Origin of the sequence: Streptomyces sp. NPDC060366 (assembly GCF_042725135.1) — a bacterium.
GTDB lineage: Bacteria > Actinomycetota > Actinomycetes > Streptomycetales > Streptomycetaceae > Streptomyces.
Genome location: NZ_JBHXDC010000002.1, coordinates 577,031 through 603,322, shown reverse-complemented (window position 1 = coordinate 603,322; position 26,292 = coordinate 577,031). Strand labels below are relative to the sequence as shown.

Genomic DNA, 26,292 nt, shown 5'->3' with positions numbered 1-26,292 from the left:
GCCGTCAGGACTGCTCGTCCACGGGGTAGCGGACGCCGACGCGGTCACGTACCGCGTCGAGCGTCCGCATCACCGCCAGACTGCCCTCCAGCGGCACCAGCGGCGACTGGGTCTCGCCGGCCCGCAGGCACCGCATCACCTCGGCCGCCTCGTGCTGCATGCCTCCCAACGGGCTCTCCACGGTGTGCTGTTCGGGATCCCGCCCGTCCCGGCGAAGGACGAAGGAGTCCGGCGCGAAGAAGCCGCTCGGCAGCTCGATCCGGCCCGCAGTGCCGGTCACCGTCGCCGTCGAGGGAGTCGCGGCCGTCACGGAACAGCTCAGCAGCGCGGTCGCCCCGGACTCCCAGCCCAGCAGCATGCCCGTGTTGAGATCCACGCCTTCGGGCGAGAGGAGCGCGTCGGCCTGTACACGGTCGGGCTCGCCCAGGATCAGCTGCGCGAACGACACCGGGTAGACCCCGAGGTCCAGCAGCGCGCCGCCGCCGAGCGCGGGATCACGCAGCCGGTGCTCCGGACCGAAGGGACCCTGGAGCCCGAAGTCCGCCTGAATCGTGCGGACTTCACCGATGGCGCCGTCCGCGATCAGCTCCGTCATCCGCCGGACGACCGGACTGCAGTACATCCACATGGCTTCCATCAGGAAGAGGTCCCGCTCACGCGCGAGCGCCACCAGCTCCTGTGCCTCGCGCGAGTTGAGCGTGAACGCCTTCTCGCAGAGCACCGCCTTTCCCGCCTCCAGGGCCAGCCCGGCCGCGGCGCGGTGCGCGGAGTGCGGCGTGGCGACGTACACCACGTCCACGTCCGGGTCGGCGAGAAGCCCGGCCCAGTCGCCGTACGCCCGCGGGATGTCGAACCGGTCGGCGAACGCCTTCGCAGACGCCTCACCGCGCGAGGCCACGGCGACGATTTCGGCGCCCGGCATGCTCCCCACGTCCTCGGCGAACCTCGCCGCGATACCGCCGGTCGCCAGCACGCCCCATCGCACCGTGCCCGTATCCGTATCGCCGCCGACCTCGCCGGTTCTGCCGTCTCCGTCACGTTCCGCCGTCATAAATGCCCCTTACACAAAAAAGGTCACGACCACTCGGCCCGAGCTGAGAGCATAGGGAGGGTTTCAACTACATGGAGATGCGAATGCCGGACGGCGGCCAAACCACAGACACACGCGAAGGGCACATACCCACCGCTCCCACCCTGACGAAGACCGACACCGCCGTCGGTATCCCCGCCGCGCGACGCGCAGGCATCGTCGTCACGCTCGTGCTCGGCGGACTGACCGCCCTGCCGCCGCTGTCGATGGACATGTACCTCCCGGCGCTCCCCGCCGTCACCCGCGCCCTCGGCTCCTCGGCCGCCACCGCGCAACTCACCCTCACCGCCTGTCTGACGGGCATGGCCCTCGGCCAGCTCGTCGTGGGACCCATGAGCGACAAGTGGGGACGCCGGAAGCCCCTGCTGCTCGGCATGGTCGTCTACGTCTTCGCCACCGCGATCTGCGCCCTGGCCCCCACCGTCGAACTGCTCATCGGCTTCCGCCTGCTCCAGGGGCTGGCGGGCGCTGCGGGCATCGTGATCGCCCGCGCCGTGGTGCGTGATCTCTACGACGGCGTCGAGATGGCCCGGTTCTTCTCCACCCTGATGCTGATCTCCGGCGTCGCGCCGGTCATCGCCCCGGTGATCGGCGGCCAGGTGCTCCAGGTCACCGACTGGCGCGGCATCTTCGTCGTCCTGACGGTCGTCGGCATCGCGCTGACGCTCGTGGTCGTGAAGTGGCTGCACGAGACGCTGCCGAGTGAGAAGCGACACAGCGGCGGCGTCGGCGAAGCGCTCGGCACGATGCGCGGACTGCTCGCCGACCGGGTCTTCACCGGCTACATGCTGGCGGGTGGTCTCGCCTTCGCGGCCCTGTTCGCGTACATCGCTGCCTCACCGTTCGTGGTGCAGGAGATCTACGGGGCGTCCCCGCAGACGTACAGCCTGCTCTTCGGCGTCAACTCCATCGGTCTGATCACCGTCGGCCAGATCAACGGCCGGCTGCTGGTCGGCCGGGTCAGCATGGACAAGGTGCTGGCCTTCGGCCTGGTCGTCATCACGCTCGCCGGGGTGGCGCTGCTGCTGATGACGAGCGGGGTGTTCGGCGAGCCCAGCCTCTTCGCCGTCGCGGCCGGGCTGTTCGTCCTGATGTCGGCCATGGGGCTCGCGATGCCCAACACCAACGCCCAGGCGCTGATGCGGACCCCGCACGCCGCCGGGTCGGCGTCGGCCCTCATCGGCACGGCGTCGTTCCTGATCGGCGCCGTCGCCTCACCGCTCGTCGGGATCGCGGGCGAGGCCACGGCGGTGCCGATGGCCGTCGTGCAGGTCGTGTGCGGAGCCGGGTCGCTGGTCTGCTTCCTGGCACTGTGCCGCCCCTGGCAGTCCCAGCACCGGGCGGCGACCGCGGAGTTGACCGGTCCCTGAGCCCTTGGCGCCCGGCAGCGGGCGGTCAGCTCTCGTCGCGCAGCGAGTAGGCGATCAGATGCGGGCGGTCCTTGCCGTCCGTCCAGCGGAACAGCCCCATCCCGCTCGCGTCACCGGCCGGCAGCCGCACGTTGAGGGCCAGCGGCTCGGGCTCACCGGTGGCGAGATCCACCTCGACGGGATTGCCGCCGCCGGACAGGGCGTCCGTCACGTTGCGCGCCTTCGTCGCCCCGTACGCCACACCCGTGTCCGAGACCGAGGTCAGCGTCAGCGGCCTGGTGCCGTCCGCCTCCTCGAAGCAGTACCCCTTCTTCTCGTCCAGGTCGAAGGCGAGCCTGCCCGCGATGAGATAGCGCCCGTCGGGAGAGGAGATGAGCTGCGGATCGGCGCCGGAGTTGATCGCGGGCTTACGGCACCGCACCTGCGCCACGGCCTTGCCGCTGTCCAGGGCGTGCACCACCCACATCTCGTGCGTGGCGGCGTCCTTCGCGCCCTTCTTCTTCTGCCACTTGGCCAGAACATGGCCGTGCGCCATGGACGCCGGCACCCCGGACGTCGGCTCGGTGCCCTTCGGTGCGAACTTCCGGCTGAACCAGCCGCCCCGTACCCAGAACTCCTTCGCCCCGCTCACCAGCAGGCCCTTCGAGGTCACCCCGCGCACCTCGGTCAGCTTCTTGCAGTTCGGGCAGCCCTTCGGATAGCCGAGCGAGCCGGGCGCCGTCCTGGACACCTCGCCCGTCGACGGGTCGACGACCGCGCTGACGGCCTTGCCGTCGCTGATCAGGATCCCGGGGCCGGCACTGGTGACGGTCGGCGCGTCCCCCCAGGGCACCTCGACGCGCCGCTGCTCACCGGTGGCCGCGTCGTACACGTCGAGGGAGATCAGGGAGTCGGCCGACGCCAGCGCGTACTCGCCGAGGCGCCCGTACGACCAGGTCACGAAGTACTGCTTGTCGCCCTTGGTCAGCGAGAGCAGCCGGGGATACCGGTCCACCGGCGCCAGGGGCCGCCACGCCTCGCCCGACCAACCGGCCTTGCCCGTCGCGGCGTTCTGGGTGCGCAGCTGGTACCGGCTCTCGTCGATCCTGGCCAGATACGCGACGAGACCGGTCGCGGACGCCACTGCGTACTGCGGCGACACATCCGAAATCTCCCAGCCCCGCCGGGTGTTGTAGCCGTCGGGCACGTTCAGCTGAGTGTCGGGACCGGTGTTGACGACGGGCTTGTCGGGCTTGGCCTCGTCCTTGCTCCCGCCGCAGCTCGCCAGGACGAGCAGCATCACAAGGATCAGTACCCCGGCGATGAGCGAGACGCGCACGATCTTCTGCCGCTTGGTCATCAAGGACATAGGCGTCAGACCGCGAGCACGGTAAAACGACAACTTGGTCCCCCCGCGAGCACGGTGTGGCGATGGAGCGGCAACGGCCGTCAGCGTAGCAACTGGGCGGGTGCCCGCCGCAGCCCGTTCAGTCCCGATTCCGTGCCCGTCAGGTGCCCGCCGAGTGTTGGACAGTCGGATTCAGGCCACTGCCGGTGCGCCTACAATTTCGGCGGTGAACGCCTCCCTCCCCACCGCCGAAGCCCTGCGTGCCGCGCTGGCCGGACTGCTCGACGGACTGCCGCCGAGCCAGGCCGCCCGGGCCGTCGAGCGGCTGATCGCCAACTACCGGGGAGCCACCCCGACCGGTACACCGCTCCTGCGTGACCGCTCAGACGTGGCCGCCTACGCCGCGTACCGCATGCCCGCCACGTTCGAGGCCGTACGGTCCGCGCTCGAAGCGCTCGCCGTCGCAGCGCCCGGGTGGGCGCCGGCCAGCCAGGTGGATGTCGGCGGTGGTACGGGAGCGGCGGTCTGGGCGGCCGGGGCGACCTGGCCGGATCACGACGGCGACGGTGACCGCGGTGGCGACGAGGGCGGGGCCGGGAGCGGGGCCGCAGGGCGTAGCACCACCGTGCTGGACTGGGCCGAGCCCGCACTCGCCCTCGGCCGCGAGCTGGCCACCGAGTTGCGGGTGCCCGCGCTGCGGGACGTCGAGTGGCGCCGTACCAGGATCGGTACGGGCCTGAAGCTCCCCGAGTGCGACCTCGTCACCGTCTCGTACGTCCTCAACGAGCTCACCGACGGCGATCGGGCCGCCCTCGTCGCGGAGGCGGCGCGCGCCGGACAGGCCGTCGTGATCGTGGAGCCGGGGACGCCCGACGGCTACCAGCGCGTCATCGAGGCCCGCGACGTGCTGATCGGGGCGGGCCTGCGCGTCGCCGCGCCCTGCCCGCACAGCGGCGCCTGCCCCATCGAACCCGGCACGGACTGGTGTCACTTCGCGGCGCGTGTCAGCCGGTCGTCGCTGCACCGGCAGGTGAAGGGGGGCTCGCTGGCGTACGAGGACGAGAAGTTCAGCTACGTGGCGGCCGTGCGCTTCGACGCGGAGCCGGTGCGGGCGCGGGTGACCCGCAAGCCGCAGACCCGCAAGGGACAGATGCTGCTCGAACTCTGTACGGAGACGGAGGGCCTGCGGCGCGAGACGGTGAGCAAGCGGCACGGTCCGCTCTACCGGTCCGCGCGGGACGCGTCGTGGGGCGACGCCTGGCCGCCCCACGACGCGCGGCGCGAGGGCGCGCCGGACGAGTCGCCGGAATCAGGCTGAGAGCAGCAACTCCCGCCGTACGTCCAGCTCCTGCTCCTGCCGCAGCTCCTGCGTGCAGCACTTCACGCTGCCGCCGCCCTTGAGCAGTTCGCCCAGATCCATGGCGATCGGCTCGTAGCCCCGGTCCCTGAGCGGGGCGAAGAGCCCGGCCGCCGCCTGCGGCAGCAGCACATGGCGGCCGTCGCTGACGGCGTTGAGCCCGAGGGCCGCCGCGTCCGTGTCCCCGGCGATGATCGCGTCCGGGAACAGCCGGGCGAGCACGGCCCGGCTGCCGGGCGAGAACGCGCCCGGGTAGTACATGACCTCGTCGGCCGCGTCGTCCAGGACACACAGCGCGGTGTCCAGGTGGTAGTAGCGCGGGTCGACCAGATCGAGACCGATCACCGGCCGGCCGAAGAACTCCTGTGCCTCGTCGTGCGAGAGGGGACTGGACCGGAAGCCCCGCCCCGCCAGGATGTACGAGGCGGTGACGGCGAAGTCGCCCTCGCCCTCGTTGATGTGCGCCGGCTCATGGATGTCGGTGAAGCCGCGCGCGCGGAACCAGGCCAGATGGGCCTCGGCCTCCCGCGTGCGCTCGGGGTGCGCGAACCGCGCGCCGAGCACGCGGCCGTCGATGACCGTGGCGCCGTTGGCGGCGAACACCATGTCGGGCAGATCGGGTCGGGGTTCGAGCAGGGAGACGGTGTGACCGAGAGCGCGGTAGCGGTCGCGGAGCACCTCCCACTGCGCGAGAGCCAGCGGCAGGTCCACCGGTTTCGACGGATCCATCCACGGGTTGATCGAGTACGTCACTCTGAAATGCGCCGGTGGGCACATCAGATAGCGGCGGGGCGAGGCGTCACGAGGCAACTAGGGCTCCTCACGAACGGACGGGTCGCACGGGGTGTGTGCGTCGACCCATGGTCCGCTGTGCGGGGCGTTCGCGCAGTGATCCGATCGGGTGGTTCACGCAGCGACACCGGACCGACGGCGCGAGGTGATCCCTCGGTCGGTCCCTCGTTCGATCCGCGCCGGGCGGTCGTGCCGGGAGCGCCTCGGACGAGACGGTGCGTCTCGCCTCACTGGTAGGCTGGTGCGATGGCTGAGAGCAAGGCACCGGATTCCACCCGCCGCAGTGAGAAGTCACGACGCGCGATCTACGCCGCCGCCCTGTCGCTGGTCGGCGAGGCCGGCTACGCGAAGACGACGATCGAGGGCATCGCGGCCCGCGCGGGCGTCGGAAAGCAGACGATCTACCGCTGGTGGCCGTCCAAGGCCGCCGTACTCCTCGAAGCCTTCCTCGACCTCGGCGAACAGGCCGCCGAAGCCGCCGGCGGCGCGGCCCACGACTACGAGATCCCGGACACCGGCGATCTGGCGGCGGACCTCAAGGCGGTGCTGCGCGCCACGGTCGACGAGCTGAACGACCCGACGTTCGAGGCGCCCACCCGCGCGCTCGCCGCCGAGGGCATCGTCGACGCGAAGATCGGCGCCCAGTACGCGGAGAAACTGCTGGAGCCGCAGGCCGCGCTCTACGTACGGAGGCTGCGCGCCGCCCAGGAGGCGGGGACCGTACGGGACGACATCGACCCGCGCACCGCGATGGAGCTGCTGACGGGTCCGATCCTGCACCGGTGGCTGCTGCGGACGCTGCCCCTCACGCACGCCTACGCGGACTCACTGGTCGACTACACGCTGAACGGGCTGGCTCCGCGGCACTGAGTGCCGCACCGGGATCCGGCGCCCGTCCGGACCCGGCCCCCACTTGGCCCAGACCTGAATCGGACGCGCCGAATGTGTCCAACGCCACGGGCTCCCATCGACCGTATCAGTGGGCGATTTCTTGATATAGCGCGTGATGATGCCCGGTGATCGGCATCCGCCTCCCCACCCCGGTTGAGGAGTGCGGCCCCCCGAAGCGCAGGATGGTGCGAACATGGAAGTGTCGATGAGGGCCGGCGCATGAGGTGAGGGGATAGATGGGCGACGATTTCGGCCGCTACCGCGGCACTGAGGGCAAGGTTTCCCAGTGGCTGCGCCGACTCGCCAGAAAGCACGACGACGGTCGGTCGTCAGCCACGGACGCCGACGCCCGCGAGGCACTGCTCCTCGCCGTGGCCGCCGCCGGTATGCCCATCTCGCCCGCCGCACATCCCATCGGCTATCGATGTTCGTGCGAACGCATCGGCTGTCCCACCCCCGCCAGGCATCCCATCTCGTTCGCCTGGCAGACGCAGTCCACGACCGACGAGGCGCAGATCCAGCGCTGGGCCAGGAACCAGCCCGAGGCCAACTTCATCACGGCGACCGGCATGGTCCACGACGTCATGGACGTTCCGCTGGAGGCGGGCAGCAGGGCGCTGGAGCGGCTGCTCGGCGCGGGTGTCGACGTCGGCCCGGTGGCCGACTCCGGCGGCGACCGGATGCTCTTCTTCACCGCCACCCGCGGCACGCCCGAGGACGAGGACGAGTGGTGGCCCTGTGAGCTGGACTGCCACCCCGAGACGATGGACGAGCATCCGGGCTTCCGCTGGCACTGCCGGGGCAGTTACGTCCTCGTACCACCGGCCAGGCTGCCCGGCGAGCTGTCGATGACCTGGCTGCGCGGTCCCGAGCATCCGCTGCCCGACCCGCTGACGCTGCTGGAGACGCTGACGGACGCGTGTGCGCGGTACGCGGGCGAGAACCACGAGCTGGACCCGCATCCGGTGGCCTGGCCGCTCGGCCGCTGACCACCGGCGCGCCGTGCCCGCGTCCGCCGAGGCGAGACCCGGCGCACGGGCCGGCGTCCCCGCGAGGGGTGTCAGGAGCCTTCGGCCCCGGTCACCCCTTGCAGCCTGCTCACCACGTTCACCTGGTCACTGCCGGCCCCGTCCGGCTTCACCAGCGCCGCCTGGCTCGACACCCACTCCTTGGTGAGGGTGTCCTTCACCTCGCCGGTCATCAGCGCCTTCACGTCGGCGGAGACCTTCGGGGTGAAGCCGGGCGCGGCCGTCTGCCGGTCGAAGTACCTGATCGCGAAGAAGACCAGCGCGCCGCCGTCCTTCGTGGCGAGCGCGAGGGGCGCGAAGTCCCCGGTGTCCAGGGGCTGATCGATGTACTGGATGGTGAGACCGGGCAGCTTGGCGTTCTTCTCGCGTATGTTCCGCCACTCGTCGGTGTGCGGTCCGGGCGCGAAGTGTTCGGGCTCGCCGCTCTTGAGATACGAGGCGTACTCGGTGCTCATGTCCCCGGGAGCCACCGCGGGTGATCCGCCGTCAGCCGGCACCGGTTCGATGTGACCGTCCTTGTCGGTCTTGAACTCGGGGACCTCGTCCGGTGTGAGGATCGCGAGATAGGCGACCTCCCACAACTGGTCGGCGCCGTTGCGCACGAAGACCAGCACCCAGCGGTTGTCGTCGGGGCCGTCGTCCTTGTCGCGGTTGCTGTCGGTGTCGGCGACGAACCAGCGGGGCCAGCCCGCCTTCTTCGGGATGAGGAACTTGGCGTCCGTCAACTCCAACGGCTGGTGCCGGTCGTTGCCCTGCGGGTTCGTGATGCTTCTGGCCTTGAGACCGGCCTGGTTGATCGCACCCAGCGCACCGGTGACCCGGCCGGCGTCCAGCCCGGGGTCGTACGCCTTGTCCGCCTTGTTGTACGCCTCGGTGAAATCCGCGAGCGCCTGGGCCGCTTCGGACTTCTTCGCGCCCGGCAGCACCGCCAGTTCACCGTGGACCGTCATACACCCACTCGCGAGCAGCGACATCACCGTCGCCGCCGCCAGCCCCGCCGCTGCCCGAATCGGCCTTCTCATCGGTCGCCTTCTGCTCCGTGACCCCCACTGACCGTCCGAACCCTACCGGTCCGCCTCGGAATCACCAGCGGGGTCCCGGTGCGCGGGTGCGGGAAGACCTCGACGGGCTGTCGGTAGACCCGGCTGAGCAGTTCGTCACCGAATACCTCGGCAGGCGGGCCGTCCGCGACGACCCGGCCCTCGTGCAGGACGGCGGCCCGGTCGGCGTGCGCGGCGGCCAGCCCGAGATCGTGCAGCACGACGACGACGGCGTCACCGGCCGCCGCGCGCGCCCGGCAGATGCGCAACACCAACTCCTGGTGGCGCAGGTCGAGTGCGGCGGTCGGCTCGTCGAGGAGGAGCAGCGGTGCGCGTTGGGCGAGTACCCGGGCGAGCGCGACGCGGGCGCGTTCGCCGCCGGAGAGCGCGGAGAAGGGGCGGCGCGCGAACTCGCCCACCTCCGTCGCCGCCATGGCCTCGGCCACGGCCGTGTCGTCGTCGTCCTCGGACGCCGTACCCGCCCAGGGCGCGCGGCCCATCCGTACGACCTCCTCCACCGGGAACGGGAAGGAGAGCGTGGCGGCCTGTGGCAACACGGCCCGGCGCAGGGCGAGTTCGGCTGCGGACCAGTCGCCGGCGGGGCGGCCGGCGATCCGTACGCCGCCGCCGTCGGCATCCTGGTCGGCGGCGAGCGCGGCCAGGAGCGTCGACTTGCCCGCCCCGTTGGGCCCGACGAGCGCGAGGACCTCACCGGCGCGCACGACGAGGTCGACACCGCCGTCGGCGCCGCCGAGGACGTCACGCTGTCCGAACCGTACGCGCAGGCCCCGTGCCTCGGCGACGACGTCCCCGTGGGCGAGGGGGACGGGCAACTCCCTGCCCCGTACGGCGAACATGCTCATGAGCGCGCGGTGCGCCGCGGCCTTCAGGACTGTGCCGGCCCTCATGCCCAACCCCCTTGCCTGCGCCGCGTCCTGCGCAGCAGCCAGAAGAAGAACGGACTGCCGAACAGCGCCGTCAGGACGCCGAGCGGCAGTTCGGCGGGGGCCGCCACCGTACGGGCCGCGAGGTCGCCCGCGACCAGGACCAGCGCGCCCCCGAGCGCGCTGCCCGGTACCAGGAAGCGGTGGCCGGGGCCGTTCGCCATCCGCAGCAGATGCGGGACCAGCAGTCCGACGAACGTGATGATCCCCGCCACCGCCACGGCGGCGGCCGTCAGCAGCGCGACGACCAGGACGAGGACGACACGGAGCCGTTCGACATCCACGCCCAGATGTCTGGCCGGCCGTTCTCCCAGCGCGAGGAGGTCCAACTTCCGTGCGTAGAGGGGCGCGACGGCGAGACCGAGCAGGGCGCACGGCAGCACGGCGAGCACCTTGGGCCAGGTCGCCTGTGCCAGCGAGCCGAGCTGCCAGAAGGTGATCTGGGTGATCTGCGCGTTGTCGGCGAAGAAGATGGACAGCCCGATGAGCGCGCCCGCGAACGCGTTCACCGCGATGCCGGTGAGGATGAGCGTGACCACCTCCGTACGGCCGCCGGAGCGGGACATCACGTACACCAGCAGCACGGTCAGCAGCCCGGAGACGAACGCGCAGACGGTGACCGTCCAGTTGCCGAGGAAGCTCAGGCCGAGCGCGATCGACGCGACGGCGCCGACCGCCGCGCCCGCCGAGATGCCGATGACTCCCGGTTCGGCGAGCGGATTGCCGAACACGCCCTGCATCAGGGCGCCCGCGCAGCCCAGCGACGCGCCGACGAGCAGCGCGAGGACGACGCGCGGCAGCCGGACGTTCCACAGGACGCTCTCGGGGACCCGTTCGAGCGCGGCGCCGCCGAGGCCGATCCGGTGCCGGACGGAGGACAGGACGTCGCCGAGCGGGATGTCGTACGCGCCGAGCCCGGCGGAGAGCAGGCAGAGCAGGAGCAGTACGCCGAGGAGTGCGACGGTCAACAGCCAGGTTCTCCCCCGCTGCTGAGGGCGCTTCCTCGAAGCGGGTCCGGGCGGGGAGAGGTCCGGCCGGGCGGTGGTCATCGCGGGTGTGGTCGTGGTCGTGGGTGCGGGTGTCGTCGTCACGTCACTCGCCGTCCGGGTAGAGCTGCTCGACGAGCGAGGCGAGCACCTGGTCCGTACGGGGCCCGTAGTTGAGCAGCACGCCGTCGTCGACGGAGATGAACCGGCGGTCGAGACCGGCGGGCGTCTCGGCCACGCCCGGGATCTTCACCAGACCGTCGGGACCGCCCACCGACTCAAGTCCCTTGCTCATCAGGAGGATCGCGTCGGGCGCCGCCTTCGCCAGCGCCTCGCTGGTGATCGCCGTGAAGTCCTTGTCCAGGCCGGACTCCTTGCCCGCGTCGACGGCGCCGGCCGCCTCCAGCAGTGAACTCGCCCCGGAATCAGGGCCGCCGAGCAGATAGACGGACGCCGAGCCGCGCAGATAGAGGAAGGCGACACGCGGCTTCTCGCCGTCGCCGGGTGCCGGTATCCGTTTCTGTACGGCGGCGATCCGCTCGGCCGTACGCGCGCTCAGCTCGTCGCCCGCCGCGTCGACGCCCAGCGCCCGCGCGACTGTCCCGATGCGTGTGCCGACGTCGTCCAGACCCTTCGCCGGTTCGACGACGAGCAGCGGGATCCCGGCGTCACGTATCTGGTCGACGGCCTCGGCCGGTCCGGTGGTGGTCTCGGCGATGACGAGTGTCGGCCTGAGGGACAGGACGCTCTCGGCGGAGACGTCGTGGGCGCGGGTCACCACCGGCAGCTTCTCCGCCTGTTCGAAGGTGGCGGTGATGTCACGGGCCACGACGTGCTCGCCGAGGCCGAGGGTGAAGACGATCTCGCTGAGCGATCCGGTGAGGGGCACGAGCCGGTCGGTGGAGGTGACGGTGACCTTCGTGCCGTCGGCGGAGTCCACGGTGACCGGGAGTTCCGGCTCGGGGACGGTGGCCAGCGGTTCGACGCGGTCGGCGGTGGCCGTCGTACCGGCGCCCTTCGCCGTCCCGCCGCCACCGCCGGTGCCACTGCCGCCGCTGTCGTTTCCGCCGCAGCCGGTGGCGGCCAGGGCGAGGGTCAGCACCGAGATGAGTGCGCCCGCCAGGCGTTGAGTGCGCACGGAGTGCACCGTCCCGTCGTCCGTGGAGTCCCGAGTGGAGTCCGTCGAGGCGCCTGGACGGAAGGGTTCCGGCCGGGCTGGAGATAGCTTAGGTTAGCCTTACCTTGCTTGCCAGGTCCGGGGGTGACTTCATCAACCGGGCTTCCTCGGCATGCCCGGAGCCGCCTCGTCCGCCGCCGTCTCCAACGTGGGAGTGATCTTCTGATGCTGTCGTCCAGACCGGTGCGCGCTCTCGCCGTCGCGCTGCTCGCCGTACTCCTCGGAGCCCTGATCCCGGCGGCCACGGCTCGGGCGGCGGACCGCACCGTGCAGGGCGGCAGGCTCGACTGGGGGATCAAGTCGTCCTTCCAGAGCTATGTCACCGGCCCGATAGCGGGCGGCAGTTGGAGCCTGAACGGGGGCGCGGCCACCGTGGGCGGCAGCCAGTTCCGGTTCCACTCCGCCTCGGGGACGTACGACCCCGACAGCGGCGCCATGCGCGCCGGATTCGGCGGCGGCGTCCGCTTCACCGGCCACACCAAGCCGGACGGATCGCACGAGCTGGACCTCACCATCAGCCGTCCCACGGTCCGTATCTCCGGCGGCCGGGGCACCCTGCACGCCGATATGACCAGCAAGGCCAAGGGGAGCGGCAAGGTCACCACGTCGTCGCAGGTCCCACTCGCCACGCTCGATCTCGGCGGGATCGACATGAGGGGCGGCGGCAGTCCGGTCGCGCTCAGCAATATCCCCTCGACGCTCACCGCCCAGGGCGCCACCGCCTTCGCCGGCTACTACACGGCGGGCACTGCGCTCGACCCGGTCAGCCTCTCCGTGGACGTGGCCGCCGCGAAGAACCCGGCGAAGAAGCCCGTCGAGAAGCCGGCCGACAAGGACAAGAACGCCGACAAGGGCGGGAACGAGCAGGCCGAGGGCGCTCTCCGGGACGCGGCCGTCGACTGGGGAGTGCGCCGTACCTTCCGTGAGTACGTCACCGGCTCCATCGCCGAGGGCCGTTGGACGCTCGGCGAGGGGGCGCAGGACGGCGGCGCGCTGTTCCGCTTCCCGAAGGGCAAGGGCACGTACGACGCGAAGAAGGGGACGCTCGACGCCGACTTCGCCGGCCGCGTCCGCTTCACCGGAAACGGGCTCGATCTGACGCTCAGCGGGATCGGTGTTCAGGTGAAGGGCGGAAAGGGCACCCTGGCCGCCGACGTCACGAGCGAGGGCCGGGCACCGCGCAAGGCCGTCGCCCTGGTCACCTTCGCCGCCGGGGACTTCACGCCGGAGAACGGTCTCGCCGCACTCACCGAGGCCCCCGCGACGCTCACCGAGGCCGGCGCCGAGGCGTTCGGCTCCATGTACAAGGCGGGCACGGTGATGGATCCCGTCTCGCTCGCCGTCGCCGTCGACAAGAAGGCGAAGCTGCCCGCGCTGCCCGATCTGGGCAGTGACGTCGAGGCTTCCGCCGCTCCGAAGCCCGACGCGGCCGACGGACCCACCGAGCCGGCGGAGGTGGACGACGCCGCCTCCGCGTCCGCCTCCGCCTCCTCCAACGCCCTTACGTACGTGGGCGTCGGCGCCGGTCTGCTGCTGGCCGCCGCGCTCGCGGTGTACCTCGGCGTCCGGCGGCGGGGCGCGACGGCGGCCGGCCCGCCCGGCTCCGGCCCCGCGCCCGCCCCCGAGTCGGACTCCGGGCCCGGCCCCGGTTCCGACGGGCCCTCCTGACTTCCCTTCCCCCTCCCCACCCCCCGCTCCTGATCGCGCATCTCATCCATCGAGGAGACCCCCGAACATGCCAGCCACCCGTCGTCCCATAGCCCTTGCCGCAGCGGTCGCCACAGTCGTGGCCATCGGCGCGACCGCGCTCGCCGTCCCGGCGTTCGCGGCCGGCAGCGCCCCGGCCGCCCCCGGAGCGCCCGCCGCGCCGCAACTCGATCTGAAGGACGGCACCCTGGAGTGGGGCTTCAAGGAGTCCTTCCGCAAGTACCTGCTCTCGCCCGTCGCCGCCGGGAAGATCACGGCCGCCGACGGAGCCACCCAGGCCGCCGGCAACGGCGTGTTCACCTTCACCGACGGCAAGGGCACCTACGACACCGGCACGCACGCCACCGCGACCGCCTTCAACGGAAGCGTTCACTTCGAGGGTCATCACGGCGTCCTCGACATCGAGTTGAGCGATGTGAAGGTCAACACCACCCGTGTGGACGGGGAGATCACCGCCGACGTCACCAGCGTGACCGAAGGCGAGACCGAGACGCGCGACGACGTCTCGATCGCCGATCTCGACCTGACGACAGTTCGGCCGGGACAGGGCGAGAACGGTGCGATGGTCTTCACGGACATCCCCGCCAAGCTGACGGCCGAGGGCTCCGAGGCGTTCGCGGGCTTCTACGCCGCGGGCGTCGCGCTGGACCCGGCGACGCTCTCGGTGACGGCGGTGAAGGCCCCCACGGACCCGACGGATCCCACGGACCCGACCGATCCCACCGACCCGACGGACCCCACCGACCCGACAGACCCGACGGACCCCACGGACCCGACCGATCCCACCGATCCGACCGATCCCACCGACGAGCCCTCGGTCCCGGCCGTCGTGGACGGCCCGATCGTCGACGGCAATCTCGACTGGGGCGTCAAGAAGAGCTTCCGTACCTATGTGACGGGCCCCATCGCCAACGGCAAGGTCGAACTCGCGGCCGGCGCGACCCAGTCGGGCGAGGCGTACCGCTTCCCGAAGGCCACCGGTTCCTTCGACGCGAAGGCGCAGACCCTGTCTGCCGAGTTCGAGGGATCGGTCCGCTTCCTGGGCCACGAGGAGAAGGGCTCGTACGTCCTCGACCTCAAGCTCAGCGGTCTGGAGGCCGAGGTCAAGAACGGCAAGGGCACCCTCGTCGCGGACGTCAGCACCAAGGACCGGGCGACCCACAAGGTCTCCACCTTCGAGGACCTGACCATCGCCACGCTCGACCTGCCGGCCGGTGAGCTGAAGGCCAAGGACGGCGTCGTCGCGCTGAAGGCCGTGCCCGCCTCGCTCACCGCGGACGGCACGAAGGCGTTCGGCGGAATGTACGAGGAGGGCGAGACGCTCGACGCCCTCACCGCGGCCGTATCCCTCACGAAGGACGGCCAACTGCCCGGCGGTTCGGGCAGCGCGGGCGGCACGGGCGACAGCACCGGCGGTACGGGCGGTACGACCGGTGGCTCCGGCACCACCGGCGGCACGGCCGGCACGGCGGGCGGCGGCTCCGTCGGCGGCTCCGCGGGCGGTACCGGCAACCTCGCGAGCACCGGCGCCGAGGTCCCGGCCGGCGCGCTGATGGGCGCGGCGGGCGCGCTCGCCGTCGCGGGCGGGGCTGCGGTCTTCATCGCCCGCCGCCGCAACCCGGCCACCGGCGAGATCTGACAGCTGAGTTGAGCGACCGGCCCCGACGACGGGGCAGGGCGGGGCCGTACCGCGCGACCGACGCGGTACGGCCCCGCCGCGTCGGTCGCACGGCGCGGCGCACGTGATGCTCCAATGCCCGCCTGATCCGACAGGTCTTCTACGATCAGCACCTGCCGGGTTGAAACCAGCCCGGTTCGGCAGGGCAAGGCTCGGAGGTGCATGTGCTGTCCTGGTTCTCGATCAGCACGGCGTACGCGCTGGAGGAATCCGGTGACTGACATGGGCGGCGGCGGCGGCGACATCGAAGTGCTGCGTGTCTTCTGCGCGGGCGACGGCCGGTACGGCAACGCGCTCGGCGTCGTACGGGAGGGCCGCGACTACCCCGACGAGGCGTCCCGGCAGGCGCTGGCCGCCGAACTCGGCTTCAGCGAGACCGTGTTCGTGGACGACCCCGAGCGCGGCTACGTGGACATCTACACGCCCGGCCTGCGGCTGCCGTTCGCCGGGCACCCGCTCGTCGGGGCGGCCTGGCTGCTCGACCTGGAGACGGTCAATCCGCCCGTCGGTGAGGTGTGGGTGCGTCAGGACGGCGAGTTCACCTGGATCACGGCGCGCCCCGAATGGTCCCCGCCGCGCACGCTGCGCCGCTACGGGACGGTCGCCGAGGTCGACGCGCTTCCCGCCCCGCCGCCGGGCGAGGGCTGGCTCTACGCGTGGGCGTGGGAGGACGAGTCGGCCGGCCGGGTGAGGGCGCGGGGCTTCCCGCGCCGCGACGACGGCATCGTGGAGGACGAGGCGACGGGCGCGGCGGCCCTGCTCCTCACCGCCGAGCTGGGCCGCGCGCTGAACATCACTCAGGGCCGGGGGTCGCAGATCCTCACCGCCCCCGGCCCTGACGGCTCGATCGAGATCGGCGGACGCGTCCGCCTGCTCCCGCCCCGCTGAACGCGGTCCACCGCGCCGGCCTGCTCACGCGCTGAGGGGGAACTCGCCCTCCAGCTCGTGGAACACGGCCCCGTTGAAGTCGAACGCCCGGTGGCACTCCTCGATGATGCGCTGCTTCTCCAGGTCGTCCGCGGGCACCGCGTCCAGCAGCTCGCGGTAGGCGCGCTTGAACGCCGCCGGGTTGGCGATCTCCTCGAAGACGTAGAAGCGGACGCCGTCGCCCTTGCGCTCGAAGCCCCAGGTCTTCTCCGCGATGTCGCGGACGACCTGGCCGCCGGAGAGGTCCCCGAGATAGCGGGTGTAGTGGTGGGCCACGTAGCCGCCGGGCCAGGTGCGGGCGCACTCGGTGATCCTGGCGGCGTACGCGGCGGTGGCGGGCAGCGGCTCAAGGCCCTCGCGCCAGTCGGCACCGCGCAGATGCGTCAAGTCGCGCTCCAGGGCGTCGATGCGCATCAGCTCGGGCCGGATGAAGGGGCCGGCGACCGGATCCCCCTCGACCGTCCCGGCGGCGTCCTCCAGCGCCCGGTACACGTACCAGAGCTGCTCGGTGTAGCGCGCGTACGCCTCCACCCCGAAGCGCCGGCCCAGCAGGTCGCTCATGAAGGTCGAGGTGTTCACCTCGGTGTGCTTCTCGTGCGAGGCGACACGGATCAGCGTGGAGAACGGGGTGGCGGTGGCGGTTGCGTCCAAGGCGGGCCTCCGGGGCCGAGGGGGACGGAAAACCAGACCGAGATCCGGCGAGGCAGCACGGGCGCTTGCCTTCGCCGATCCTCCTACTTAGGCTTACCTAAGTCAACTGGTTCCCGACGTCCTGTCGGTAAGAAAGGTACCCCTTGATCACGCGGGGGACACCTGGTGCGCGAATGGCCCCGCGAGAGGTCGCGTCCGAGGTCGGAGCGGGTTATGGACGGGTTCAGGGTGGGGTCGGCCGGGGCGGGTCAGGGCAGGGTGAGGATCTCCGCGCCGGTTTCCGTCACCACGAGCGTGTGCTCGAACTGTGCGGTCCGCCTGCGGTCCTTCGTCACCACGGTCCAGCCGTCGTCCCACATGTCGTACTCATGGGTGCCGAGCGTGAGCATGGGCTCGATCGTGAAGGTCATGCCGGGCCGCATGACGGTCGTCGCGTGCGGGCTGTCGTAGTGCGGGATGATCAGCCCGGAGTGGAAGGACGAGTTGATGCCGTGCCCGGTGAAGTCCCGGACCACGCCGTAACCGAAGCGCTTGGCGTACGACTCGATGACACGGCCGATGACATTGACCTGCCGGCCGGGCCGGACGGCCTTGATGGCCCGGTTCAGTGATTCACGGGTCCGCTCGACCAGGAGCGTCGACTCGGCGTCCACGTCGCCGCAGAGGTAGGTGGCGTTGTTGTCGCCGTGCACGCCGTTGATGAAGGCGGTGACGTCGAGATTCACGATGTCACCGTCGCGCAGGACGGTGGAGTCCGGGATCCCGTGGCAGATGACCTCGTTGACCGAGGTGCAGAGCGACTTCGGGAACTCGCGGTAGCCGAGGGTGGAGGGGTACGCCCCGTGGTCCACCATGAACTCGTGCGCGACCTTGTCGAGCGCGTCGGTCGTGACGCCGGGCGCGATGTGCTTCGCGGCCTCCTCCATCGCCTGCGCGGCGATCCGGCCGGCGATCCGCATCAGTTCGACGGTCTCGTCGGTCTGCACCTCGGGGCCGGTGTACGGGGTCGGCAGAGGTTTCCCGACGTACTCGGGACGCGGGATTCTTCCGGGAACGGAACGGACGGGGGAGAGTTCCCCGGGCACGAGCAGCGACTGGCCAGACATACCAGCGAGTCTAACCAGCGTTCAAAAGCCGCCCGTGGGGCAGCATGGCGTTCAGAGGAAGGAGCCGACGATGGCCCTGTTCAAGAAGCGCACGGCGGGTAAGCCGGGCGAGTGGTACTACTGCCTCCAGCACAGAAAGGTCGAGGAGGGCCCGGACTGCCCGGCCAAGGACCGCTTCGGCCCGTACGCCTCCAGGCAGGAGGCGGAGCGCGCGATGGAGACGGCGGCCGAACGCAACCTCGACTGGGAGACGGACCCCCGCTGGCACGACAACCCGACGGACCGCCCCCCGACCTGACGGACACCTCAGGCCCGCCAGGTGCCCGACCCCGGGCCCGGCTCCGCGTCAGAGCGCCACCCCGGGCGCGGGCGCCTGGTCCGAGGCGGCAGCCCCATCGGCAGCCGCACCCGCCTCCTCCTGCTGGGCCTTCCGGCGCAACGCGTCCTCGTCCGTGTCCGAGTCGTACGTCATCAGCTTCGGCAGCACCGCCGCCAGCAGCCCCACCGCCACCACGCACGCCACCCCGCCGCTCCAGACCGCGGGGCGGGTGCCCGTCCAGCCGGCCACCGTGCCCGCGCGGACCTGACCGAGCTGCGGGCCCACGCTGTACGACAGCACCTCCAGCCCCGCCAGCCTGCCGCGCAGCTCCTCGGGGATCGTCTGGTTCCAGATCGTCGAGCGGCCCAGTCCGCTGAGCATGTCGCCGGCGCCCGCCAGCATCAGGCAGAACAGGACCAGCCAGATGTTCGGCATCCACCCCGCGAGCGTCATCGCCAGGCCCCAGCCGCCCGCGCCCATGACCACCATCAGCCCGTGCCGCCGGACCTTCGAGGCCCAGCCGCTGGTCAGGCTGATCAGTACGGAGCCGAGCGGGATCGCCCCGTACATCAGGCCCAGCGCCCACTCCGCGTCCAGGTCCTCCGCCAGGAAGGGGAAGATCGCGAGCGGGAAGGCGAAGAACATGGCGCTCAGATCGATCGCGTACGTGCCCAGCAGCACCGGCTTGCTCCACGCGTACCGCGCGCCTTCCGCTATCCCGCGCAGCGACGGCTTCGCCGCCTCCTTGGAAGGCGGCGCCGGCCGCAGCCGCAGGCACATCAGTACGGAGGCGACGAACCCGGCCACGGTCAGCGCGTACGCCGTCGCCGTCCCGGAGAACGCGACCACGACACCGGCCGTCGCGGGCCCGGCGACCGCCGCGGTCTGCCAGCGCAGCGCGTTGAGCGCCGCCGCCGCCGTCAGTTGGGCGTGCGGCACGATCCGCGCGATCAGGGAGTCCAGCGCGGGCCGCTGGATGCCCGCCAGCGCGGAGACGCCCGCGGCCACGACGTACAGCGGCCAGAGCGCCGGCCGCGGCAGCAGCGCGTTGATCAGCAGGATCACCGCGAGCAGCCCGAGGCCCGCCTCGGAGAGCAGGATCAGTTTGCGGCGGTCGACCGCGTCGGCGAGCGCCCCGCCGTACAGCCCGAAAACGATCAGCGGCACCAGCTCGACGGCGCCCATCGCGCCGACCGCGAGGGGCGAGTCCGTGAGGTCCTTGATCTGGAGCGGCAGCGCGATCATGGCCATGGAGCTGCCGAAGTACGTCACCAGGCCCTGGATCCACAGGAGCCGGAACTCGCGCAGTGTGCGCAGCGGAGTGAGGTCCGGCAGGATCGCCGACAGCTTTCTGGTCACGAGAGGCCATGCTGCGTCGTGACGGTCGACTCGGGCAACTCCTTTAGCCGGCCACGTATCTCGACGTCACCAGCGACCCGGCGGCGGCGAGGTCAGCTGGTCGGCGAGCCGGGACAGCCGGTCCCGGAAGCGGAGCCTGCCGCGCGTCGTCGGAAGGCTGTTCTCACCGGCCGCCGCGCTCACCAGGTGCTGAACCATGTCGAGGTCGATGCCCGACGCCGCCTCGTGCCTGCCCGCCACCGCCTCGTCCCTCTCGTCCGCCTCGTCCGCCTCCTCCTCCAGGACCGCCGGGGTGATCGTGAGCGCGTCGTGAGCCAGCCCCACCACCTCGGGGTCCCCGGTCCCCAGTGACAGGACCGTCGCCCCCGCCCTCCGCGCGCCGTGCACCCGCTCCAACAGCCCGCCGTCCGGCCGCTCCGGCGCCACCAGCAGCAGCGTCTCGCCGCGTCCCGCGCCCTCCAGCCTGCCCAGCCCGACGGCCAGATGGGCGGGGTCGGCGGGCCGCACCCGGTGCCGTACGAGCAACGGCGCCAGCTCCGGGCGGCCGGACCACGCCGCCTCGTCCACCAGGTGCGCGGCCAGATGCCACGGCTCGTACGCCCGCGTCCCGACGAGCAGCAGCCCGCCCCCGTGCGGCACGACGGAGGACCGCAGGGACGCGGCGAACCGGCGGGTCGCCGCCGGCCACTGCGTACCGGCCAGGACCTCACGGAGCAGGGCGACGCGTACGGCATCCATGGGCCGGGATCCTGCCGCAGCGCCACGCCCCGCGCCGGAGGTCGGCGCCGCGTCACCCGAACGGGGCACTCCGGCTGTGCGGGAGGGGTGAGGGTCGTGCCGGGAGGCTCTCGGACCGACAAGTAATGTCGGGGTCATGACCTCTACCGACAGTGGCAGCACGCCGAAGCCTCCCGCCAAGGACCCCTGGGAGCTTCCCGACGTCTCGGACCTGACCGTCGGTGTTCTCGGCGGCACGGGCGACCAGGGACGCGGGCTCGCCTACCGGCTGGCGCGGGCCGGGCAGAAAGTGATCATCGGCTCCCGCGCCGCCGAGCGCGCCGAGGCGGCGGCGGCCGAACTCGGCCTCGGTGTCGAGGGCGCCGACAACGCCGGGTGCGCGCGCCGCAGCGACATCGTCATCATCGCGGTGCCCTGGGAGGGCCACGCAAAGACGCTGGAATCGCTCAAGGACGAACTCGCGGGCAAGCTCGTCGTCGACTGCGTCAACCCGCTCGGCTTCGACAAGAAGGGCGCTTATGCGCTGAAGCCGGAGGAGGGCAGCGCCGCCGAGCAGGCCGCCGCCCTGCTGCCCGATTCACGCGTGACCGCCGCCTTCCACCATCTGTCCGCCGTGCTGCTCCAGGACCCCGCCGTCGAGCAGATCGACACCGATGTGATGGTGCTCGGCGAGGTACGGGCCGACACCGACATCGTGCAGGCGCTGGCGGGCCGTATCCCCGGTATGCGCGGGGTGTTCGCCGGCCGGCTGCGCAACGCCCACCAGGTGGAGTCGCTGGTGGCGAACCTGATCTCGGTCAACCGCCGCTACAAGGCGCACGCGGGCCTGCGCGTGACCGACGTCTGACGCCGACGGGCATCCGGCCTTGTCCGACGTCCGGTGTCCGGTGTCTCTCGGGGGCGGACCTGGGCGCGGGCGGGCGCGGGGGTGGGGGACACTGGACGGGCGCCGTACGCACGTCCGCCACGCCCCCGACAGGAGCCGACCCCATGCCCCGCCTCGCTCTCTACGCCCTCGTCGTCTGCCTCCTGGCCACCACGGCGGCCGTGGTGGCCTTCGTACGGGGGGAGATCTGGCTCGGCGTCGTGTGGGTGCTGCTGGCCGGGCTGTCGTCGAACATGACGTGGTACTACCAGCGGAAGGCGAAGACGGCCGGCCGGACGGGCGCTAGCTGACGAACGACTGGCACAGCTCGTCGCGCGTCTTCCAGAAGCGGTAGAAGTTCTGGCCGCAGTACGTCTCCAGATCGGAGATGCCGAGGCCGCTCAGGATCGCGTCGATCCCGTTGAAGAACGCGATGTTCACCTCGGGGATGAACAGGACGCCGAAGACCGCGAGCAGTCCGAACGGCGCGAACGGCTCCACCTGCGCGCGGAACTTGCGTGACAGCCACGGCTCGATCACGCCGTAACCGTCAAGTCCCGGTACCGGCAGGAAGTTGAGGATCGCCGCCGTCACCTGGAGCAGCGCGAGGAACGCGAGCGCGAAGCGGAAGATCATCGGTACGCCGTCGAGCATGCCCAGCCAGAACGGGGCCGTGCAGACGACGGCGAAGAGAACGTTCGTCAAAGGGCCGGCCGCCGAGATCAGACTGTGCCGCCACCGCCCCCGGATGCGGCTCCGCTCGATGAAGACCGCGCCACCCGGCAGACCGATGCCGCCCATGATGACGAAGAGCACGGGCAGCACGAGGCTCAGCAACGCGTGTGTGTACTTGAGGGGGTTGAGCGTCAGATAACCCTTGGCTCCGATGGAGATGTCGCCGCTGTGAAGGGCGGTGCGCGCGTGCGCGTACTCGTGCAGACAGAGCGAGACCACCCACGCCGAGGTGACGAAGAGGAAGACGGCGATACGGGCGTCCGCCGCGAAGTCCGTCCACACCGCCCACCCCGTGACCGCCATGACGGCGGCGATCCCGAGGAAGACGGGGCTGATCCGCCGGTCGCGACGGGAGGGGGCGGTGGTCATTCGCGGCTCCTGAAGGTGCGGGCGGGGCGCGGTCGGCGCGGGGCGTGCCTGACCGTACAGGCGACACGGCGAAAACGTCTCGCGTCCGGGGGTCGGTTCCGGCGAGGCTGGGCGGCACAGGGGGAGACGGCGGGAGGGCTGGGGCGACACATGGGAACGGCGCACTCGGGGGAGCGGGCGGCCGACCGGATGGCCGTGCCGGACAATGGTGGGGTGCGCTACCGGCTTCTCGGCCCCACGCGGGCACTGCGCGCCGACGGCACGACGTACGCCGTGGGCGGATCCAGGCTGCGCGCGCTGCTGACCGTGCTGGCGCTGCGGCCCGGCCGGACCGTCCCGGCGGCGACGCTCGTCGACGAGGTCTGGGACGGCGACACCCCCGCGGACGCGGCGGGTGCGCTCCAGGCACTGGTCAGCCGGCTGCGCCGGGTGCTCGGTGCGGGGACCGTGGTCTCCGAGAGCGGGGGCTACCGGCTGTGCGCCGACCAGGACGACGTCGACCTGTACCGCTTCGAGCGGCTCACGGCCGAGGGGATCAGGGCGCTGGACAACGGGAGCCCCGAGCGAGCCGCCGAGCGCTTGGACGAGGCGCTGGGCCTGTGGCACGGCCCCGCGCTGTCCGACCTGCCGGACCGCAGGTCCGAGTCGGCCCGCTGGGAGGCCCGCCGACTGGGCGCCCGCCGGGCACGGCTCACGGCGGCGCTCGCCCTCGGCCACGCGGAGGAGGCTCTGCCGGAGCTGGCGGTGCTCTGCGACGACCATCCGATCGACGAACTGCTCCAGGCGCTGCGCATCCGGGCACTGCGCGCGGTGGGCCGCACGGCGGAGGCCCTGTCGGCCTACGAAGAGGTCCGCCGCGACCTCGCGACCCGCCTGGGCATGGACCCCGGCCCCGAACTGCGCACACTCCACAAGGAGTTGCTGAACCCGGACGCGTACGCGAACGAGGACACGGGGCGGCGCCCGAACCGGCCCCCACACCCCGCGCCGCACGGCGCTGCCACACGGAACGGCTCCGCCGCCGACCACCCGGCCGGCGAGTCCGGTTCCGCCGGTCCGGCGGCGTCCGCGCCGGACGGCGTCCCGCACGCCCCCGAGGCGTCCGGTCCGGCCGAGGCCGGTCCGTACGGTGCGGCGCACACCGCTCACGGCTCAGCCGGTGCGGCGGCCGAACCGGCCCCCTCCGGGACCCGCCCTGGGTCCGCGCCGGACGGCACCCCGCCCGCCCCCGCCGCCGCGGGCCCCGCGACCCCGCCCCCCGGGAACCTCCGCGCCCGGATCAACAGCTTCGTCGGGCGGGAGCGGGACATGGTCGATCTGCGACTGGATCTGCGGGACGCGCGGTTGGTGACGTTGTTCGGGGCCGGCGGGGCCGGGAAGACGCGGTTGTCGCAGGAGGTCGCCGCCGGGGGCGGTGGGGCGCAGTGGCCCGACGGGGTGTGGCTCGCCGAGCTCGCGCCCGTGGACGATCCGGCGACCGTCCCCGAGGCCGTACTCGTCGCGCTCGGCGCCCGCGAGACCGTACTGCGCGGCGCCGGTGCCGAGAGTCTGCGGGCCGTCGATCCGAGCACCAACGACCCTCTCGTACGGCTCGTCGAACACTGCTCACGCCGCCGCATGCTGCTCCTGCTCGACAACTGCGAGCACGTCGTGGACGCCGCCGCCCGGCTGGTCGAGGAGTTGCTGGCCCGCTGCCCCGGCGTGACCGTCCTCGCCACCAGCAGGGAGCCGCTCGGTGTGCCCGGCGAGGTCGTACGCCCCGTCGGCCCGCTGCCGGAACCGATGGCGCTGCGGCTGCTCGCCGATCGCGGCGCCGCCGCCCGGCCCGGCTTCCGTACGGACGAGGACCCCGTCGCGGCCGACGAGATCTGCCGCCGGCTCGACGGGCTGCCGCTCGCGATCGAACTGGCCGCCGCCCGGCTGCGGATGCTCACCCCCCGGCAGATCGCCGACCGCCTGGACGACCGCTTCCGGCTGCTCACCGGCGGCAGCCGCACCGTACTGCCCAGACAGCAGACCCTGCGCGCCGTCGTGGACTGGTCGTGGGACCTGCTCGACCCCGCCGAGCGGACCGCGCTCGCCGCCCTGTCCGTCTTCGCGGGCGGCTGCGACCTGGCCGCCGCCGAAGCCGTGTGCGGGCCCGACGCGCTCGAACTGCTCGGCTCGCTCGTCGACAAGTCGCTCGTGATCGCCGCCCCCGCACCGGACGGCGAGATGCGTTACCGGCTGCTGGAGACCGTGCTGGAGTACGCCGGTGAACGGCTGGACGAGTCCGGGGACCGCCCCGCCGCCGAGCGCCGCCATCTCGTCCACTTCCGGGAGCTGGCCCGCCACGCCGACCCCAAACTGCGCGGTCCCGAACAGGTCCACTGGATCACCCGGATCACGCTCGAGTACGAGAACCTGCGCACCGCGCTGCGCCGCGCCGTGGCCGACCGGGACGAGCAGGAGGCGCTCTGCCTGGTGCACTCGCTCGCCTTCTACTGGCAGATCCGCGATCTGCGCACCGACGCGCGGCACTGGGCGGGGGCCGCCGCCGAACTCGGCCCCGACCCCTTCGCCGCGCCGGTCGTCCCCGCCCCGCCCGTGTTCGAACAGTGCACGGACGCCCCACCGCCGATGGCGCCCGATGTGCTGATGGAGGCACGGCGCGGGTGCCGGCTGATCTATCTGGCCAGCATGAACCACGAGTTCGACGAGTGGACCACGCCCGAGGCCATGGAGCGGCTGCGCCGCATCAGCGAGGTCTACCAGCCCGGTCTGCCGCAGATCTGCCGTACGCCCGGCTCGCTCTGGTTCTTCGCGGTCATGATCATCGGGGAGGCCGGCCGGCTCCGCGAGCTCATCGACGCGAGAGTGGAGGCGTGCCGGGACTTCGGTTACGAGTGGGAGCTGGCCTCGGCTCTCCAGGTGCGGGCCAACATCCTCGCCAACCGCAGCGAATGGGTCGGCGACGCGGGCCGCGACGCCGACGAGAGCCTGGAGATCTTCACCCGGCTCGGCGACGCGTGGGGCGCCGCCGAGGCGCTGTCGGCGCGCGCCGAGGCCCATGAGCGCAACGGTGAATTCGCCCGCGCCACCGAGGACTTCCTCGCCGCCATCGAGAACACCCGGCTGCTCGGCGTGGAGTCCCAGGTCGCGCTCCTGCGCACGCGGCTGGCCGGCGTCATGATGGAGACCGGCCAGGGGGACGAGGCCGAGGCGGTGCTGCGCGAGATCCTGCGGGACAGCAGGCGCGACTACGAGGCGGAGCCGGCCGCCCGGATCTATCTGGCGATCTGGCTGGGCCGCAGCGGGCGCGCCGCCGAGGGACGCCACGAACTGGGCCAGTTGCGCGAGGAGTTCAAGCACTCCAACCTTCGTATCTTCGAGGGCTTCGTCTTCGGCCTGCTCGGCTGGCTGGAGAATGTGGACACCCGGTACGAAGCCGGGCTCGACTGGTCCCGGCAGGCGCTGGAGCGGTCGAACGACTCGATGTCGCGGATCGTCGCCCCGCAGATGTCCGCGGTCCATCTGCTGACCGTGGGCTGGGCGCTGGCCGGGCTCGGGGGGCCGGAGCGGGTACGGGACGGAGCCCGGCTGATCGGCGCGTACGAGGCGAATCTGCCGCGGGGTCACTACCGGGCCTCGCAGGAGCGCGAGAACCGGGAGGCGGCCGAGGCGGCCGTCCGGGCCGGCGGGCTGGACGGCGCCGCGTATGACGAAGCCCTCGCCGAGGGCCGCACGCTCACCCTCGACGAGGCCTTCGCTCTCGCCGGCGTCTGATGTCCTCCCCCTCGGCCGACGGCTGACGTCCGCCCCTCGGCCGGGGCCCGGCTCGTCCCCGATGCCGGACC

General features: G+C 71.9%; 23 protein-coding genes. 11 read left to right on the top strand and 12 right to left on the bottom strand.

What is annotated here, in order from left to right; genetic code table 11:
• Positions 1-4 precede the first annotated feature (4 nt).
• Positions 5-973, bottom strand: a complete 969-nt coding sequence (locus ACFWHU_RS07350) for a Gfo/Idh/MocA family protein (protein ID WP_385793105.1) — start codon at positions 971-973, stop codon at positions 5-7.
• Between the two features lie 149 nt (positions 974-1,122).
• Here ACFWHU_RS07350 and ACFWHU_RS07345 point away from each other — a divergent pair, with 149 nt between their 5' ends.
• Entirely contained in the window at positions 1,123-2,460 is a 1,338-nt protein-coding gene (locus tag ACFWHU_RS07345) for a multidrug effflux MFS transporter (RefSeq protein ID WP_387224264.1), read from the top strand.
• A gap of 25 nt (positions 2,461-2,485) precedes the next feature.
• Here ACFWHU_RS07345 and ACFWHU_RS07340 read toward each other — a convergent pair whose 3' ends face one another.
• Complete coding sequence (locus ACFWHU_RS07340; protein ID WP_387224262.1) at positions 2,486-3,799, bottom strand: hypothetical protein; 1,314 nt, start codon at positions 3,797-3,799, stop codon at positions 2,486-2,488.
• 214 nt (positions 3,800-4,013) lie between these two features.
• Between ACFWHU_RS07340 and ACFWHU_RS07335 the strand changes: the two genes are divergently transcribed.
• Positions 4,014-5,105 carry a small ribosomal subunit Rsm22 family protein gene (locus ACFWHU_RS07335; RefSeq protein ID WP_387224261.1) on the top strand — a complete coding sequence of 364 codons (1,092 nt, stop codon included), beginning with the start codon at positions 4,014-4,016 and terminating at the stop codon, positions 5,103-5,105.
• On the opposite strand, the gene ddaH is transcribed toward ACFWHU_RS07335, so the two are convergent.
• Positions 5,097-5,954, bottom strand: coding sequence for a dimethylargininase (gene ddaH / locus ACFWHU_RS07330; protein ID WP_385792946.1), 858 nt, complete (start codon positions 5,952-5,954; stop codon positions 5,097-5,099). The two genes, ACFWHU_RS07335 and ddaH, sit on opposite strands and share 9 nt — an antisense overlap.
• 228 nt (positions 5,955-6,182) lie before the next feature.
• Here ddaH and ACFWHU_RS07325 point away from each other — a divergent pair, with 228 nt between their 5' ends.
• The gene (locus tag ACFWHU_RS07325; RefSeq protein WP_385792947.1) at positions 6,183-6,806 is read left to right on the top strand and encodes a TetR/AcrR family transcriptional regulator; all 624 of its coding nucleotides are present in this window, start codon (positions 6,183-6,185) and stop codon (positions 6,804-6,806) included.
• Between the two features lie 257 nt (positions 6,807-7,063).
• Entirely contained in the window at positions 7,064-7,816 is a 753-nt protein-coding gene (locus ACFWHU_RS07320) for a bifunctional DNA primase/polymerase (protein ID WP_385792948.1), read from the top strand.
• 71 nt (positions 7,817-7,887) lie between these two features.
• Here ACFWHU_RS07320 and ACFWHU_RS07315 read toward each other — a convergent pair whose 3' ends face one another.
• From ACFWHU_RS07315 to ACFWHU_RS07300, 4 genes are read right to left on the bottom strand one after another with little or no spacing between them, the layout of a single operon-like run.
• Positions 7,888-8,877, bottom strand: a complete 990-nt coding sequence (locus ACFWHU_RS07315) for a hypothetical protein (RefSeq protein ID WP_385792950.1) — start codon at positions 8,875-8,877, stop codon at positions 7,888-7,890.
• Positions 8,874-9,758 carry a heme ABC transporter ATP-binding protein gene (locus tag ACFWHU_RS07310; protein ID WP_387224471.1) on the bottom strand — a complete coding sequence of 295 codons (885 nt, stop codon included), beginning with the start codon at positions 9,756-9,758 and terminating at the stop codon, positions 8,874-8,876. Before ACFWHU_RS07310 ends, ACFWHU_RS07315 begins: the two co-directional genes overlap by 4 nt.
• A gap of 41 nt (positions 9,759-9,799) precedes the next feature.
• On the bottom strand, positions 9,800-10,888 hold the full coding sequence (locus tag ACFWHU_RS07305) for a FecCD family ABC transporter permease (RefSeq protein ID WP_387224470.1): 1,089 nt from the start codon (positions 10,886-10,888) through the stop codon (positions 9,800-9,802).
• Between the two features lie 43 nt (positions 10,889-10,931).
• Positions 10,932-11,963 (bottom strand): hemin ABC transporter substrate-binding protein, encoded by a 1,032-nt coding sequence (locus ACFWHU_RS07300; RefSeq protein ID WP_387224258.1) that lies wholly within the window; start codon positions 11,961-11,963, stop codon positions 10,932-10,934.
• 204 nt (positions 11,964-12,167) lie between these two features.
• On the opposite strand from ACFWHU_RS07300, the gene ACFWHU_RS07295 reads away from it, so the two are divergent.
• The 3 genes from ACFWHU_RS07295 to ACFWHU_RS07285 all read left to right on the top strand — a co-directional run bounded on the left by ACFWHU_RS07295 (position 12,168) and on the right by ACFWHU_RS07285 (position 16,275).
• A complete protein-coding gene (locus tag ACFWHU_RS07295) occupies positions 12,168-13,670 on the top strand; it encodes an HtaA domain-containing protein (RefSeq protein WP_387224257.1) in 1,503 nt (500 codons plus the stop codon).
• A 67-nt stretch (positions 13,671-13,737) separates the two neighbouring features.
• A complete protein-coding gene (locus ACFWHU_RS07290; RefSeq protein ID WP_387224256.1) occupies positions 13,738-15,348 on the top strand; it encodes an HtaA domain-containing protein in 1,611 nt (536 codons plus the stop codon).
• A gap of 261 nt (positions 15,349-15,609) precedes the next feature.
• Positions 15,610-16,275, top strand: coding sequence for a PhzF family phenazine biosynthesis protein (locus ACFWHU_RS07285; protein WP_387224469.1), 666 nt, complete (start codon positions 15,610-15,612; stop codon positions 16,273-16,275).
• A gap of 24 nt (positions 16,276-16,299) precedes the next feature.
• On the opposite strand, the gene ACFWHU_RS07280 is transcribed toward ACFWHU_RS07285, so the two are convergent.
• Both ACFWHU_RS07280 and map read right to left on the bottom strand, forming a co-directional pair.
• Positions 16,300-16,965 carry a heme oxygenase (biliverdin-producing) gene (locus ACFWHU_RS07280; protein ID WP_387224255.1) on the bottom strand — a complete coding sequence of 222 codons (666 nt, stop codon included), beginning with the start codon at positions 16,963-16,965 and terminating at the stop codon, positions 16,300-16,302.
• 248 nt (positions 16,966-17,213) lie between these two features.
• The gene (map, locus tag ACFWHU_RS07275; protein WP_385792956.1) at positions 17,214-18,071 is read right to left on the bottom strand and encodes a type I methionyl aminopeptidase; all 858 of its coding nucleotides are present in this window, start codon (positions 18,069-18,071) and stop codon (positions 17,214-17,216) included.
• A gap of 70 nt (positions 18,072-18,141) precedes the next feature.
• On the opposite strand from map, the gene ACFWHU_RS07270 reads away from it, so the two are divergent.
• Positions 18,142-18,369 carry a hypothetical protein gene (locus ACFWHU_RS07270; protein WP_385792958.1) on the top strand — a complete coding sequence of 76 codons (228 nt, stop codon included), beginning with the start codon at positions 18,142-18,144 and terminating at the stop codon, positions 18,367-18,369.
• Between the two features lie 48 nt (positions 18,370-18,417).
• On the opposite strand, the gene ACFWHU_RS07265 is transcribed toward ACFWHU_RS07270, so the two are convergent.
• Both ACFWHU_RS07265 and ACFWHU_RS07260 read right to left on the bottom strand, forming a co-directional pair.
• Entirely contained in the window at positions 18,418-19,749 is a 1,332-nt protein-coding gene (locus ACFWHU_RS07265) for an MFS transporter (protein WP_387224254.1), read from the bottom strand.
• 66 nt (positions 19,750-19,815) lie between these two features.
• Positions 19,816-20,487 carry a hypothetical protein gene (locus ACFWHU_RS07260; protein ID WP_387224253.1) on the bottom strand — a complete coding sequence of 224 codons (672 nt, stop codon included), beginning with the start codon at positions 20,485-20,487 and terminating at the stop codon, positions 19,816-19,818.
• Between the two features lie 136 nt (positions 20,488-20,623).
• Here ACFWHU_RS07260 and npdG point away from each other — a divergent pair, with 136 nt between their 5' ends.
• Both npdG and ACFWHU_RS07250 read left to right on the top strand, forming a co-directional pair.
• Entirely contained in the window at positions 20,624-21,334 is a 711-nt protein-coding gene (npdG, locus tag ACFWHU_RS07255; protein WP_385792961.1) for an NADPH-dependent F420 reductase, read from the top strand.
• A 143-nt stretch (positions 21,335-21,477) separates the two neighbouring features.
• Entirely contained in the window at positions 21,478-21,663 is a 186-nt protein-coding gene (locus tag ACFWHU_RS07250; protein WP_387224252.1) for a hypothetical protein, read from the top strand.
• On the opposite strand, the gene ACFWHU_RS07245 is transcribed toward ACFWHU_RS07250, so the two are convergent.
• Entirely contained in the window at positions 21,656-22,456 is an 801-nt protein-coding gene (locus tag ACFWHU_RS07245; protein WP_387224250.1) for a site-2 protease family protein, read from the bottom strand. The two genes, ACFWHU_RS07250 and ACFWHU_RS07245, sit on opposite strands and share 8 nt — an antisense overlap.
• Positions 22,457-22,645: 189 nt before the next feature.
• Here ACFWHU_RS07245 and ACFWHU_RS07240 point away from each other — a divergent pair, with 189 nt between their 5' ends.
• Positions 22,646-26,221 carry a BTAD domain-containing putative transcriptional regulator gene (locus ACFWHU_RS07240; protein ID WP_387224468.1) on the top strand — a complete coding sequence of 1,192 codons (3,576 nt, stop codon included), beginning with the start codon at positions 22,646-22,648 and terminating at the stop codon, positions 26,219-26,221.
• Positions 26,222-26,292 lie beyond the last annotated feature (71 nt).

Excerpts from the sequence above, each read along its gene's own strand:
- ACFWHU_RS07295 (WP_387224257.1), top strand. The coding sequence starts at position 12,168 with ATGCTGTCGTCCAGACCGGTGCGCGCTCTCGCCGTCGCGCTGCTCGCC.
- ACFWHU_RS07250 (WP_387224252.1), top strand. The coding sequence starts at position 21,478 with ATGCCCCGCCTCGCTCTCTACGCCCTCGTCGTCTGCCTCCTGGCCACC.
- ACFWHU_RS07340 (WP_387224262.1), bottom strand. The coding sequence starts at position 3,799 with ATGACCAAGCGGCAGAAGATCGTGCGCGTCTCGCTCATCGCCGGGGTA.
- map (WP_385792956.1), bottom strand. The coding sequence starts at position 18,071 with ATGTCTGGCCAGTCGCTGCTCGTGCCCGGGGAACTCTCCCCCGTCCGT.
- ACFWHU_RS07310 (WP_387224471.1), bottom strand. The coding sequence starts at position 9,758 with ATGAGCATGTTCGCCGTACGGGGCAGGGAGTTGCCCGTCCCCCTCGCC.
- npdG (WP_385792961.1), top strand. The coding sequence starts at position 20,624 with ATGACCTCTACCGACAGTGGCAGCACGCCGAAGCCTCCCGCCAAGGAC.
- ACFWHU_RS07325 (WP_385792947.1), top strand. The coding sequence starts at position 6,183 with ATGGCTGAGAGCAAGGCACCGGATTCCACCCGCCGCAGTGAGAAGTCA.
- ACFWHU_RS07290 (WP_387224256.1), top strand. The coding sequence starts at position 13,738 with ATGCCAGCCACCCGTCGTCCCATAGCCCTTGCCGCAGCGGTCGCCACA.
- ACFWHU_RS07240 (WP_387224468.1), top strand. The coding sequence starts at position 22,646 with ATGGCCGTGCCGGACAATGGTGGGGTGCGCTACCGGCTTCTCGGCCCC.
- ACFWHU_RS07285 (WP_387224469.1), top strand. The coding sequence starts at position 15,610 with ATGGGCGGCGGCGGCGGCGACATCGAAGTGCTGCGTGTCTTCTGCGCG.
- ACFWHU_RS07315 (WP_385792950.1), bottom strand. The coding sequence starts at position 8,877 with ATGAGAAGGCCGATTCGGGCAGCGGCGGGGCTGGCGGCGGCGACGGTG.
- ACFWHU_RS07270 (WP_385792958.1), top strand. The coding sequence starts at position 18,142 with ATGGCCCTGTTCAAGAAGCGCACGGCGGGTAAGCCGGGCGAGTGGTAC.
- ACFWHU_RS07260 (WP_387224253.1), bottom strand. The coding sequence starts at position 20,487 with ATGGATGCCGTACGCGTCGCCCTGCTCCGTGAGGTCCTGGCCGGTACG.
- ACFWHU_RS07345 (WP_387224264.1), top strand. The coding sequence starts at position 1,123 with ATGGAGATGCGAATGCCGGACGGCGGCCAAACCACAGACACACGCGAA.
- ACFWHU_RS07245 (WP_387224250.1), bottom strand. The coding sequence starts at position 22,456 with ATGACCACCGCCCCCTCCCGTCGCGACCGGCGGATCAGCCCCGTCTTC.
- ACFWHU_RS07320 (WP_385792948.1), top strand. The coding sequence starts at position 7,064 with ATGGGCGACGATTTCGGCCGCTACCGCGGCACTGAGGGCAAGGTTTCC.
- ACFWHU_RS07305 (WP_387224470.1), bottom strand. The coding sequence starts at position 10,888 with ATGACCACCGCCCGGCCGGACCTCTCCCCGCCCGGACCCGCTTCGAGG.